This window comes from Pseudomonas sp. AC083 (assembly GCF_979253165.1).
In genome coordinates this window covers 35,109-48,423 of the sequence record NZ_CEEDDH010000004.1, presented here as the reverse complement: position 1 = coordinate 48,423, position 13,315 = coordinate 35,109, and the positions used below count along the sequence as shown (strand labels likewise).

Genomic DNA, 13,315 nt, shown 5'->3' with positions numbered 1-13,315 from the left:
AGTCTAGGGAGTCAGCTTGTCTACGCCTGTCGAACCCTTGCGTTTGCTGCTACTGGCCGAAGAGCCAGCGTGGACAGCGTTGTTGCGTGAGTGTCTGGCTCCGATGGGGAGCGCGGCGGTGCTGATCAGCGCGCCGAACTGGGATTCGGTCAGCCGCCTGTTCGAGGACAACCGCCACGCGGTATTACTGACTCTGCCGGCGTTGCAACCGCCGCCCGGGCGTTGCAGCCTGCCGACCGTTCTGCTGCTGGAGCACGAACCGGCCACCGCGCCGGTCGGTGTCAGCGACTGGCTGGTGTTCGACGCCCTCGACGCCGGCATGCTCCAGCGTTGCCTGCGCCATGTGCGCGAGCGCGGCGTGCTGGAAAACACTCTTCAGCGCCTCGCCGAACAGGACCCGCTGACCGGTATCGCCAACCGTCAGGGCTTCCAGACCCTGCTCACGGCGCGCCTTGCCGAAGGCGACGGTCGCGGCCTCGCCCTCGGCCATCTCGATCTCGACAACTTCCGCCATGCCAACGACGCTCTCGGTCATCAGGCCGGCGATCGCTTGATCCTGCAAGTGGTCGCGCGGCTGAAAAGTCAGCTGGAGGCCGGCGATCAACTGGCACGGCTGGGCAGCGATGAATTCGCTCTGCTGATCGATACCCGTCGTGCACCGCAACGCGCCGAGTGGATGGCCGAACGCATTACTGAGGCGTTGGCCGAACCTTACTGGGTTGACGGCGAAAGCCTGCTGATCGGTTCCAGCCTCGGCATCGCCCATGCCCGCGCCAATGGCGGTGCCGATCCACTGATGTGGCACGCCCATATCGCCATGCAGCAGGCCAAGAGCACGCAGGGCTGCACTTTTCATATCTTCAACGAACGCATCAACCGCAACGCGCGCAGCATGGCCGACCTCGAAAGTGAACTGCGCCGTGCCCTGCGCCGCGATGAGCTGGAGCTGCATTACCAGCCACGCCTGAATCTTGAAGACGGCCAGATTGTCGGCCTCGAAGCGCTGGTGCGCTGGCGTCATGGCGAGCGCGGTCTGTTGCCACCGAGTGAATTTGTGCCGCTGGCCGAGCAGAGCGGTCTGATCGTGCCGCTGGGCTACTGGGTCATTTCCCGCGCCTTGCGCGATATGCAGGCGTTGCGCGAGCAGGGGCTGCCGGCGCTGCACATGGCGATCAACCTGTCGTTCCGCCAGTTTCAGGACAGCCAGTTGCTGCCGACGCTCAGCCGCCTGATTGCCGAGCGTGGCGTCGAGGCGCAGTGGCTGGAATTCGAACTGACCGAAACCGCGGTTATGCGGCGCAGCGATCTGGTCAAACAGACCATGGATGCGCTCGGCCGCCTCGGTGTGCGCTTCTCGCTGGACGATTTCGGCACCGGGTTTTCGTCGTTCGTGCACCTCAACAGCTTGCCGATTACATTGCTGAAGATCGACAAGAGTTTTGTCGGCGGCATGGAACAGCGCGATGAGAACCGCAAACTGGTGCACGCGATGATCAACCTCGCGCACAACCTGCACCTGGAAGTAGTCGCGGAAGGGGTCGAGACGCCGGAGCAACTGGAGTTGCTGCGCGGGTTCGGCTGCGATCAGGTACAGGGTTATCTGATCAGCCGACCGTTGCCGCTGGATGAGTTGGTGGAATATCTGACGTCGGGGTCGAACCAGCAGCCGGCTCTGGAAATCGTCGGTTGATCACGATTGTTGCGGCTGGCACAAACCCCCGTGGGAGCGAGCCTGCTCGCGAAGGCGTTATGTCAGCTGAATGATCTGGGCCTGACACTCGGTCTTCGCGAGCAGGCTCGCTCCCACAAAGGAAACCCTCATTCGGCCTGGGGGATGTTGAAACCTTGAGATTGCGGCTCGCGTCGAATCATCCGCTGCATCTTCCATTCGAACGCCAGCGTCAGGCTCACCGCCGCGCACGCCAAGCCCAGCGCCAGACCCCACCAGACACCCGTCGGTCCCCAATTGAGATGGAAAGCCATCCACCACGCCGCCGGCGCGCCAATCAGCCAATAGCAAGCGAGCCCCACGAGAAACGTAGTCTTGGCATCCTTGAGCCCGCGAATACAGCCCATGGCAATCGTCTGCGTGCCATCGAACAGCTCGAACCACGCCGCTACGGCCAGCAGGCTCACCGCCAGACGGATCACTTCGGCAAAAGCCGGATCGTTGTGGTCAAGGAACAGGCCGACCAACTGGTTGGGCCACAGCCAGAACACCAGGGCAAAGCCGAGCATCACCACGGCGCCGAAGGCGATGCCGACACGCCCGGACATGCGCGCATCGACCAGTTGCCCGGCGCCGTAGTGTTGGCCGACGCGCATGGTGATGGCGTAAGACATCCCGGCCGGGACCATGAAGGCCACCGACACGATCTGCAGGGCGATCTGATGCGCACCCATTTGCGTGCTGCCCATTGTGCCCATGCACAGCGCAGCGAAAGCGAACAACCCGACCTCTACCGCATAGGTGCCGCCAATCGGCAGACCCAGGCGCCACAACTCTTTCAGGTATTGCCGGTTCGGCCGCGCCAGGCCGGCGCGCAACGGATAAGCGTCATACGCCGGATGCCGGCGGATATGCCAGGCCAGCGCCAGTGCCATGCAGTTGGCGACAATCGCCGTGACCAGACCGATACCGGTCAGGCCCAGTTGTGGCAGGCCGAACATGCCGGTGATCAGCGCGTAGTTGAGCAGGAAGTTGGCCAAGGTGCCGGCGAGGCTGATGACCATCACTGGCGTCGCCCGGCCAATCGCACTGGTAAAACCGCGCAGGGCCATGAAGCTCAGGTAACCGGGCAGGGCGAAGGGCAGGGCGATGAGAAATTGCCCGGCGGCGTTGACGTTGGTTTCGGTTTGGCCGAACAGCAGCAGCACGGGTTTGAGGTTCCACAACAACAGCCCGGCGCCGAGGGCCATCAGCCAGGCCAGCCACAGTCCGGCCTGGGTCAGGCGTGCGGCACCGATGATGTCGCCGGCACCCTGACGGATTGCCACCAGTGTGCCGACCGCTGCAATCACGCCGATGCAGAAAATCGACACGAACGAGTAGCTCGCGGCACCGAGGCCGCCACCGGCCAGCGCTTCGGGGCTGAGGCGCGCCATCATCAGGGTGTCGGTCAGCACCATCAGCATGTGCGCCAACTGCGAAGCAATCAGCGGCCCCGCCAGCCGCAGAATGGCCCAGAGTTCGGTACGCACAGGATGCTGCATGGTCATCACCACCCAAATATCAGAGGAAGCATAAGAGCGTCGATTCTCGGCGCTTGGCAGGCTTTGCACAAAGGGATAAAAAGGATGGGTGGCATGATTAATACTCATCCTTAATCGTCCTGCCGAATTGGCTGAATCCCCGCTATTGGAGCTTTGTGTATGTCCCGACGCCTTCCGCCGTTGTATGCCCTGCGCGCATTCGAAGCGGCAGCGCGACACAGCTCGTTCACCCGCGCGGCGGAAGAACTGTCGATCACCCAGAGCGCGGTCAGTCGGCACATGCGCACTCTTGAAGAACACTTCGCCTGCCGGCTGTTTCACCGCAGCGGGCGCAATTTGCAACTGACCGAATCGGCGCGGCTGCTGCTACCCGGTATCCGCGAAGGCTTCGCCGCCCTTGAGCGCGCCTGCAATACCTTGCGCGCCGAGGACGACATTCTGCGCATGAAAGCGCCATCGACCCTGACCATGCGTTGGCTGCTGGCGCGGTTGAGTCGCTTCCGCCATTTGCAGCCGGGCAATGAGGTGCAACTGACCAGCGCATGGATGGATATCGATTCGGTGGACTTCAATAACGAACCTTTCGATTGTGCGGTGTTGCTCAGTGACGGGCATTTCCCGCCGGACTGGGAAGCGAGCCTGCTGTTTCCCGAGGAATTGATTCCGGTCGGAGCGCCGAACCTGCTCAATGACCAACCTTGGGACGTAGCGCGTCTGGCGGCTGCTGAACTGCTGCACCCGACCCCGGATCGCCGCGATTGGCGCAGTTGGCTGGAGCGCATGGGCCTGTCCGAGCAAGTTTCGCTTAAGGGCGGGCAAGTGTTCGATACGCTGGAGCTGGGCATGATCGCCGCGGCGCGCGGCTATGGCGTTTCGATGGGTGATCTGTTGATGGTTGCCGAAGACGTTGCGCAAGGACGCTTGAGCCTGCCGTGGCCGACCGCCGTCGCCAGTGGCCTGAATTATTACCTGGTGTGGCCGAAACCGCGTCCGGGAGGTGAACGTTTGCGCCGCCTCAGCGATTTTCTCCAAGGCGAAGTCCGCGCCATGCAATTGCCGGCGGTAGAGCGCTTGAGCTGAAACGTTCGAGCCGGCACAATGCCACTACTGCGCCATACCCACGCAAAGTGCTCAAGTATTCGGATTTTCCGCCGACTACGAGCATGTGGAACTGTCGTGCCGGTTCCGCGCTACCCCCATTATTAGAATATTTTCCGGGCAATTACCGCGATCAAGGAGGACTCGGTGGCTCGGCCAGGAGCTGTTCATGTCTCAACCTCGTGCTCGGATCGCCTCGCAGCTGGGCCTTGCCCTTGCTGTGATACTGGCGATAGTCATCAGCGGCAGTACGGTGTTCGCCTTGCGTTCGCTGGATTCCGCCAACCTCGCCACCCGTGAAGAGCATCTGGCCAGTGAGGCCCGGCTGCTGGCCGATCAACTGAGTACCTTTCACGGTACGCTGCGCGAAAGCACCCTGCGCCTGAGCGGGCTGTTCGAAAAGCGCTTCGGCAGTGGTTTGAGTGTGCACCCCGATCAGCCAGTGACCGTGGCCGGCGTGCAGACTCCGGGCTTGCATCTGGGCAACGAGGTGCTGAACAACAACTTCAAGGAAGTTGACGAGTTCAAGCAGATGACCGCTGGTGTGGCCACGGTATTCGTGCGCAGCGGCGAAGACTTCATTCGCGTCAGCACCAACGTCAGCAAGCAGGACGGCACCCGTGCCATCGGCACCGTGCTCGATCATGCCAACCCGGCGTACGCGAAGTTGATGGCCGGGCAAAGCTATGTCGGCCGCTCGCTGTTGTTCGAACGCTACTACATGTCCCAGTACACGCCGGTGCGCGATGCGGGCGGCAAGATTATCGCCGTGCTGTACGTCGGGTTCGACTACACCGACGCGCAGAACGCGCAGTTCGCTAATCTCAAGCGCTTCCGCATCGGCAAGACCGGCTCGCTGGCCTTGCTTGACGAGCAGAACAAATGGCTGGTGCCGATTGCCGGCGTCGAAAACCTGGATCAAGCCGCCCCGACCATCAACAACCTGGTGAAAACCCCGGGCAAGGGTGAGTTCTGGAGCGACAAGGGTGAGGACTTCTACAGCATCGCCGTGCCGTTCGAAGGTGGCCCGTGGTCGGTGGTGGCGAGCATGCCGAAAGCCGAGATTCGCGCGGTGACCTGGAGCGTCGGTACGCAACTGGCGATCGGCAGCCTGCTGGCGATGTTGCTCGCGGTCGGTTCCGTGGTCTGGCTGCTGCGTAGCAAACTCGCACCGCTGGGCGATCTGGTGCGTCAGGCCGAAGCCTTGGGCGCGGGTGATCTGAGTGTGCGGCTGAACGTATCGAGCCACGATGAAATCGGTCAGCTGTCCCGCGCGTTCAACCAGATGAGCCAGGCGCTGTCGACCATGGTCGAGCACATCCGCCGCGCTTCGGAAGAGGTCAACAGCCGCGCGCAGGCGCTGTCCGGTTTGTCCGGCGGTGCGTATGAAGGCATGGAGCAACAGTCGGGCGAAATCACCAGCATGGCCGGCGCCGTGGAAGAGTTTAGCGCCACCTCGCTGAACATTGCCGACAACATGGGCGCGACCCAGCGCCTGGCGCAAGAAAACGCTCAGCAGACCCAGATCGGCCGCAGCTCGATGGAAGAAGCGTCGTCGTCGCTGGAACAGATCGCTGGCGCGCTGAACAGCACCGCCAGCGTGATCAACACGCTGGGGCAGCGCTCGCAGGAAATCGGCGGGATTGTCGGCGTGATCACCTCGATCGCCGAGCAGACCAACCTGTTGGCGCTCAACGCTGCCATCGAAGCCGCTCGTGCCGGTGAGCAGGGGCGCGGTTTTGCCGTGGTCGCGGACGAAGTGCGCAGCCTCGCCTCGCGTACCCGTCAGGCGACCGATGAAATCTCCAGCATGATCCACAGCATCCAGCAGGAAACCGGCAACGCGATCAGCACCATGGAACAGGGCAATGTGCTGATGCAGGAAGGCCTGTCGCGCAACGCCAATGTCGCCTCGGCGCTGGCGCGGATTGATGAGCAGAGCCGTTCGGCAGGCCAGCAGTTCGCCGCGATCACCACCGCCACTCAGGAGCAAAGCAGCACTGCGACGTTGCTGAGCAGCAATTTGCAGAGCATCGCCTTGGCCAACAGCGAGCAGCGTGAGGTGGTGTCGAACCTGGCTGTCACCGCGAAAGAGCTGGAGAAGCTGGCGGCGGATCTGCGTTCCGAGGTTGATCGCTTCCGTTGATGCATCTTTGAAACAGCTATCGCGAGCAGGCTCGCTCCACAGTAGTCGGCGTAATTCACAAATATTGTGAAGGCCCGATGTCCCTGTGGGAGCGAGCCTGCTCGCGAATGCTTTTCTCCCACCGCTTCTTTGGACTTGCTGAAACGTTTCCGCAGCGCTATAAAAATGGCACAACTCCAATAAAGGCTGCTGCCATGACCCCGCTCAAGCTCCTCGTCGCCCTCGGCGCATTCTCTGCCGCTTCCCACGCCATGGCCTGGAACTATGTTCTGCTCGACGCCAACACTCCGGCAAAAGACCGGACGATCACCAGCGAGCAACTCGGTGTAAAAACCGCCAAACCGTTCTCCGTGACCCTGCGTACTCTGCATGGCGGTCGTCAGGAGGGCGTCAGCATTGTCGATATCGATAACGGCACGATGAAGCTGTCGGTCGTGCCGACCCGTGGCATGAATGTGTTGCAGGCTTCGGTGGGCGACGTGCGGATGGGCTGGGATTCGCCGGTCAAGGACGTGGTCAACCCGGCGTTCATCGAACTCAACGGTCGCGGTGGCCTGGGCTGGCTCGAAGGTTTCAATGAACTGGTCACCCGTTGCGGTTACGAGTGGGTTGGCCATCCCGGCATGGACAACGGCGAATTGCTGACCTTGCACGGTCGCGCCGCCAACATCCCGGCCAGCACCGTCACTTTGCACATCGACGAGAAGCCGCCGTATGCCATCACGCTGCGTGGCGAGCTGAAAGAGCAGGCATTCAAGAAAGTCGATTTCTCGGTAGCGACCCAACTGATCACCGAACCGGGCAGCGCCAGCTTCGCCCTCAACGACACCCTGACCAACAACGGCGACTATGCGAAGGAATATCAGGCGCTGTATCACAGCAATTTCAGCACGCCGTTTCTCGAGCAGGGCGCAAAGTTCGCAGCGCCGGTGAAGCAGGTTTCGCCGTTCAACGAGAAGGCCAAGGGAGATCTGCCCGACTGGCAGACCTATCGCGCGCCAACCAAGGACTACGACGAAACTGTCTACAACGTCGTGCCGTATGCGGACGCCAAAGGAGATACCTTGACCGTGCTGCACAACAAGGCCGGTAGCCTCGGCGTATCCGTTGGCTTCAATACTCAGCAACTGCCAGTTTTTTCGCTGTGGAAAAACACCGACTCCCAAGGGCAGGGCTACGTCACCGGGCTGGAGCCGGGAACCAGTTTTTCCTACAACCGTCGCTATCAGCGGCCGTTGAGTCTGGTGCCGACCATTGCGCCGAAAGAACATAAACAGTTCCAGATCAGCTACAGCCTGCTGGCGGACAAAGGGGCGGTGGACAAGGCCCTCAAGCGCGTGACCGAAATTCAGGCCGGGCGCGATACTGAAGTGCGCCAGGCACCGCTGGTTGATCTGACTGAGCATTAAGGTGTCGCCGGCCGGTATTGCAGTGCCTCGGCCAGATGCTCGCGGGTAATCGCATCGGCCTGTTCAAGATCCGCCAGCGTGCGCGCGACCTTGAGCAGGCGATGCGCCGAGCGCAGCGACAGGATCAGTCGCTCGCAGGCCGCCTCCAGCCATTTCTCGTCAGCTGTGGATAACTTGCAGTGACGCTTGAGCCCCGGCAGATCGAGAAACGCATTGGCACAGCCCTGACGTTTCTGCTGACGCTCCCGCGCTTCGGCGACCAACGCCGCAGCGCTGGCGCTGTCCTCGCCGGGCTTGGCTGCCGGATTCAACGCGGTTGCCTCACGCGCCACGGTCAGGTGCAGATCGATCCGGTCCAGCAGCGGCCCTGACAGCTTGTTGCGATAGCGCTGGACCATGTCCGGTGTGCACGAGCATTTGCCGCTCGGTTCGCCAAGATATCCACAGGGACACGGATTCATCGCTGCCACCAGTTGAAAGCGTGCGGGGAAACGTACGCGATCCTTGGCCCGAGCGATGACGATATGCCCGGATTCCAGCGGCTCGCGCAGAACCTCGAGAACCTTGCGATCAAACTCCGGCAATTCATCAAGAAACAGCACGCCGTGATGGGCGAGGGTGATTTCGCCGGGTTGCGGCTTTGAACTGCCACCGACCAGCGCTGGCCCGGAAGCGGAGTGGTGCGGTTGGCGGAAGGGGCGTTGCGGCCAATGAGTCAGAGGCACACCACTGGCGACCGATTGAATCGCTGCCACTTCCAGCGCTTCACACTCGGATAGCGGCGGCAATAATCCTGGCAGACGACTGGCCAGCAGCGTCTTGCCGGTTCCCGGTGGCCCGCTGAACAACAAATTGTGAGCTCCCGCTGCGGCAATCAGCAGTGCGCGTTTGGCGGCCGTCTGCCCCTGCACTTCGTTGAGGTCGGGATAGGGCTTGGCAGCGTGCATCAAACCATCGGATACGTAAGGCTCGACCGGCGTGTGCCCATTGAAATGCGCCACCGCCTCCAGCAAGTGATCGACCGCAAACACCTTCAGCCCGGATGCCAGACACGCCTCTTCCGCATTCGCCCGTGGCACCACCAACGCCCTCCCGGCCTTGCGCGCCGCCAGTGCCGCCGGCAGCACGCCACGCACCGGTCGCACGGCGCCAGACAGCGCCAACTCACCCAGACACTCCACCTCGTCCAGCGTCAGACACGGCACCTGCACACTGGCCGACAAGATCCCCAAGGCAATCGCCAGATCGAAGCGCCCACCATCCTTGGGCAGATCCGCCGGCGCCAGATTCAAGGTGATCCGCCGTGCCGGAAATTGCAGCCCGGAATTGATGATCGCGCTGCGCACCCGATCCTTGCTCTCCTTCACCGCCGCTTCAGGCAGGCCGACCATGGTCAGCGACGGCAGACCGTTGGCCAGATGGACTTCGACGGTGACAGCGGGGGCTTCCACGCCTATCTGGGCGCGACTGTGGACAATGGAGAGGGACATGGTCGTTCCTTGAGCTGAATCGGGGAGCCGCTTCCTGCGGGTTTTTGAAGGGTAGTTGAGCCGGGCTTCAGTGCTGAAATAGAGGTTTACAAGACGTATCCAGACCCGATTGGCTGTCACTGCTTGCCTGAAAATGAAGCGTTGACTCTCGCCCGGCATTGAAGGATCATCCCATTCGAGGACTGCAACTGCGCATTCGTCGGGACTGGGCACCAGTAAAAGCTCCCCCGCATTTTTGGCAGCAGAGAAAGCTGGTTTCTCTGAAGTAGTGACGACGGGCTAGCCTGTCGGATTCTGAACCCAAGGCCGTGAAGCCAGGAGCTAAAGAATCGCTGCGACTACTCCTCAAAAAATACTTAAAAGGCGTCCATCGGACGCCTTTTTTTATTTCTGATTTGGTGGTGCTCGTGGTATCTGCCCCACTAACGTGCCATGTGCACGTTTTTGCGGGTACCAAGTCACCACGAAGTAACCAAATCCTGTGGCGCGCTCGTGTCGCGGTTCAAGAATCAGTGTTCCCATAGATGTCCTCAGTACCGCGACCCTGTTTCCACATCGCTGTTCTTTGAACTCACAATAGATTTGTGCCCCCGGGACGATCATTTTCGCAACAATCGCTGCTACCCCATCGGCAGTCTGGCAACCATGCTTGAGCAAGTCTGCACTATGGGCTTCCCAAATGTGCACTACGCCAAAACCACTATTCGCTCGACGGTGAATACCTACCCGCAGATAAATCTTCCCGCCTGGCAAGCCGAATTTTGGCATATCGGGGATCGTGCCAAAGATGTAACCACCATCTGGATGCTGAACCAGCGTGTTTTCTTTAAGCTTGAGCAAATGAGACAAGAGGGATCCAGAACCAGAGTGTCTGGCGATCAATGTGTATCGCCTGGAACTCGACGAATAGGATCGACCAGCGCAGGCGAAAGCCACCAGCCTAATCACAGCCAAGAACTCACGGAATCAGGCGCAGACGCTGATTCTCGTAGGGTTATGCCCTATTAGTTGTAGGACGCCGGCCAAACGGTTTTGATGGTCTTGTTTTCCTGAATCGGATGCTCCAGTTTGGTCACTCAACGCAGCCTCTGGAGGCGAAAAATGAACCGCAATGGTATGCGCCCGATTCATCCGGGCGAGGTTCTGAATAAGGAGTTCATGGAGCCGTTGGGCATGACTGTCATGGATCTGGCCATGCCCACGAACTGGCCCGAAAGTGAGATCGAAAAGCTTGTGAAATGCCAGCTCAGGATCTGCGCCGATCTGGCAATCAGCCTTGCCACTCATCTCAACACTACGCCTGAGTTCTGGATGAATCTCCAATCGACTTACGATTTGCGCAGGGCCCAGCTCCGGCATGCGAGTTTATAGCGATTGCAGCATCCGCGAAGCTCTTTTCCACCAAGGCCCTGCCCGGGTCGCCAAACCCGCTGCTGAACATTCAGCATCAGATGAGCTTAGAAACCTGGGCTTTTTGGCGCAATCGGACGGCGGTCATAAAGGTTGTAGGACGTTGCGGGGATGGTTGAAGGGCTGAAGATCAAAAGATCGCAGCCTTCGGCAGCTACAGGGGACGCGAATTATTCAGCGGGCGGTGTCAGCTTCGCTTCCATCTCGGCGACTTTGGCTTCAAGACTCTCAAGCCGTGCCCGCGTGCGCGCCAACACCACCATCTGACTATCAAACTCTTCCCGGCTGACCAGATCGAGTTTGCTGAAGGCACTTTGCAGCAGCATTTTGAACTGGCTTTCGATTTCGGCTTTCGGCAGTGGCGTGTCGCCGCTGAACAGGCGGGAGGCGGTGCCGCTCAGGGCGTCGAGGAAGTCTTTGGGCGCGAGCATGGGGAATGTCCTGGAAACAATGGCCGGCAGTGTATCACGCAGTGTCTATAGTCAATCCCGTTGCACGGATGCACGCTTTTCGCGCAGGGGGACGGACGGTGGCGCACCGTTGTTGTGCGTATCGGCAAAAGCTTTTCTGCCCGAGCGCGTGCAACAGGGGCCAAGAGATTGAAATGCAGGGTTTTTGCCGAGCTGGCAAGGTTTCTGCTTAGTCACCCTCGACCCATGCACTGATGCAGTCGCTGTGACGAATGCAGTGCGGCAGACGAAGCGGGGAGTTTCGTCTGATGCGGTTAGCTGGCGTCAACGATGCGTTACAAAGCCAGGCACTGCGCTTAGACTTGAGACGGGTTTGTTTTCCTGGGGCAAGTCCACCAATTCGGGAGAGAGTTTCATGAAGCTAGTCACTGCCATCATCAAGCCGTTCAAGTTGGACGACGTGCGCGAGTCGCTGTCCGAAATCGGCGTGCAGGGCATTACCGTTACTGAAGTCAAAGGCTTCGGCCGGCAGAAGGGTCACACCGAGCTGTATCGCGGCGCGGAATATGTGGTCGATTTTCTGCCCAAGGTGAAAATCGACGTGGCCATCGACGACAAGGATCTGGATCGGGTTATCGAGGCGATAACCAAAGCGGCCAACACCGGCAAGATCGGTGACGGCAAGATCTTCGTGGTCAATCTGGAACAGGCGATCCGCATCCGTACCGGCGAAACCGATACCGACGCGATCTAAGCGCCGCCACAAACCCAACGCCCCAGGAGAAAACAATATGACTCTGCGTAAATTCGCAGGGCTAGGCGCCCTGTTGTCCATCGTAATGCCCGGCATCGCCATGGCGGCAGACGAAGTGGCAGCGCCAGTCCTCAATTCCGGCGACACCGCCTGGATGCTCACCTCGACAGCGCTCGTGCTGTTCATGACCATCCCCGGCCTGGCGCTGTTCTACGGCGGTATGGTTCGCTCGAAAAACATTCTTTCCGTGCTGATGCAGTGCTTCGCCATTACCGGTCTGATCAGCATCCTGTGGGTCATTTATGGCTACAGCATTGCCTTCGACACCACCGGCATGGAGCAGGGCGTCGTCAACTTCAATTCGTTCTTCGGCGGCATGGGCAAGGCGTTCCTCGCCGGTGTCACGCCTTCGAGCATCACCGGCCCGGCGGCGCTGTTCCCTGAGGCAGTGTTCATCACCTTCCAGATGACCTTCGCGATCATCACCCCGGCGCTGATCGTCGGTGCGTTCGCCGAGCGCATGAAGTTCTCCGCGATGCTGATCTTCATGGGCATCTGGTTCACTCTGGTTTATGCACCGATCGCGCACATGGTCTGGTCCGGTAACGGCGGCCTGATGTGGGACTGGGGCGTGCTCGACTTCGCTGGCGGCACCGTGGTGCACATCAACGCCGGTATCGCCGGTCTGGTCGCGTGCCTGGTGCTGGGCAAGCGCAAAGGCTTCCCGACCACACCAATGGCTCCGCATAACCTCGGCTACACGCTGATGGGCGCGGCGATGCTGTGGGTCGGCTGGTTCGGCTTCAACGCCGGTTCCGCTGCTGCTGCCAACGGCACTGCCGGTATGGCCATGCTGGTTACCCAGATCGCCACTGCCGCTGCGGCACTGGGCTGGATGTTTGCCGAGTGGGTCACCCACGGCAAGCCAAGCGCACTGGGCATTGCTTCGGGTGTGGTCGCCGGTCTGGTCGCGATCACTCCGGCTGCTGGCACCGTGGGCCCGATGGGTGCATTGGTGATCGGTCTGGCCGCAGGCGTGGTGTGCTTCTTCTGCGCCACCACCCTGAAACGCAAACTCGGCTATGACGATTCCCTGGATGCCTTCGGCGTGCACGGTATCGGCGGTATTCTCGGCGCGATCCTCACTGGTGTTTTCGCAGCGCCGGCGCTGGGCGGCTTCGGCACCGTGACTGACATCGGCGCGCAGGTCTGGATTCAGATCAAAGGCGTCGGCTTCACGGTGATCTACACCGCGATCGTCACCTTCATCATCCTCAAGGTGCTGGACGCCGTCATGGGTCTGCGCGTAACCGAGGAAGAAGAGTCGGTCGGCCTCGATCTGGCACAACACAACGAACGCGGCTACAACCTGTAAGTACGCGCGA

Annotated in this window: 11 protein-coding genes; 7 read left to right on the top strand and 4 right to left on the bottom strand. The window is 60.6% G+C overall.

The window, feature by feature from the left end; all coding sequences use genetic code 11:
• Positions 1–16: 16 nt before the first annotated feature.
• Positions 17–1,690, top strand: coding sequence for a putative bifunctional diguanylate cyclase/phosphodiesterase (locus tag AC0IXA_RS08890; RefSeq protein ID WP_460154362.1), 1,674 nt, complete (start codon positions 17–19; stop codon positions 1,688–1,690).
• A 128-nt stretch (positions 1,691–1,818) separates the two neighbouring features.
• Here the strand turns inward: AC0IXA_RS08890 and AC0IXA_RS08885 are convergent, their stop codons facing one another.
• Positions 1,819–3,213: a NorM family multidrug efflux MATE transporter gene (locus tag AC0IXA_RS08885; RefSeq protein WP_341638166.1), complete on the bottom strand. Its 1,395-nt coding sequence runs from the start codon at positions 3,211–3,213 to the stop codon at positions 1,819–1,821.
• Positions 3,214–3,372: 159 nt separating this feature from the next.
• Between AC0IXA_RS08885 and AC0IXA_RS08880 the strand changes: the two genes are divergently transcribed.
• The 3 genes from AC0IXA_RS08880 (at position 3,373) to AC0IXA_RS08870 (ending at position 7,866) form a co-directional block, all read left to right on the top strand.
• A complete protein-coding gene (locus tag AC0IXA_RS08880; protein WP_071172126.1) occupies positions 3,373–4,293 on the top strand; it encodes a LysR substrate-binding domain-containing protein in 921 nt (306 codons plus the stop codon).
• Between the two features lie 187 nt (positions 4,294–4,480).
• Entirely contained in the window at positions 4,481–6,457 is a 1,977-nt protein-coding gene (locus tag AC0IXA_RS08875; RefSeq protein WP_016772578.1) for a methyl-accepting chemotaxis protein, read from the top strand.
• Positions 6,458–6,651: 194 nt separating this feature from the next.
• The gene (locus AC0IXA_RS08870; RefSeq protein WP_471812674.1) at positions 6,652–7,866 is read left to right on the top strand and encodes an aldose 1-epimerase family protein; all 1,215 of its coding nucleotides are present in this window, start codon (positions 6,652–6,654) and stop codon (positions 7,864–7,866) included.
• On the opposite strand, the gene AC0IXA_RS08865 is transcribed toward AC0IXA_RS08870, so the two are convergent.
• Positions 7,863–9,356, bottom strand: coding sequence for a YifB family Mg chelatase-like AAA ATPase (locus AC0IXA_RS08865; RefSeq protein WP_341638164.1), 1,494 nt, complete (start codon positions 9,354–9,356; stop codon positions 7,863–7,865). The genes AC0IXA_RS08870 and AC0IXA_RS08865 overlap by 4 nt on opposite strands.
• A 384-nt stretch (positions 9,357–9,740) precedes the next feature.
• On the bottom strand, positions 9,741–10,205 hold the full coding sequence (locus AC0IXA_RS08860) for a hypothetical protein (RefSeq protein WP_073470953.1): 465 nt from the start codon (positions 10,203–10,205) through the stop codon (positions 9,741–9,743).
• A 252-nt stretch (positions 10,206–10,457) separates the two neighbouring features.
• Between AC0IXA_RS08860 and AC0IXA_RS08855 the strand changes: the two genes are divergently transcribed.
• On the top strand, positions 10,458–10,727 hold the full coding sequence (locus tag AC0IXA_RS08855) for a HigA family addiction module antitoxin (protein ID WP_130928432.1): 270 nt from the start codon (positions 10,458–10,460) through the stop codon (positions 10,725–10,727).
• Between the two features lie 209 nt (positions 10,728–10,936).
• On the opposite strand, the gene AC0IXA_RS08850 is transcribed toward AC0IXA_RS08855, so the two are convergent.
• Entirely contained in the window at positions 10,937–11,197 is a 261-nt protein-coding gene (locus tag AC0IXA_RS08850) for an accessory factor UbiK family protein (protein WP_007920416.1), read from the bottom strand.
• Between the two features lie 394 nt (positions 11,198–11,591).
• Here AC0IXA_RS08850 and glnK point away from each other — a divergent pair, with 394 nt between their 5' ends.
• Both glnK and AC0IXA_RS08840 read left to right on the top strand, forming a co-directional pair.
• Positions 11,592–11,930 (top strand): P-II family nitrogen regulator, encoded by a 339-nt coding sequence (gene glnK / locus AC0IXA_RS08845; protein WP_002555808.1) that lies wholly within the window; start codon positions 11,592–11,594, stop codon positions 11,928–11,930.
• A gap of 37 nt (positions 11,931–11,967) precedes the next feature.
• Positions 11,968–13,305: an ammonium transporter gene (locus AC0IXA_RS08840; protein WP_041476939.1), complete on the top strand. Its 1,338-nt coding sequence runs from the start codon at positions 11,968–11,970 to the stop codon at positions 13,303–13,305.
• The last annotated feature ends 10 nt before the right edge of the window (positions 13,306–13,315 follow it).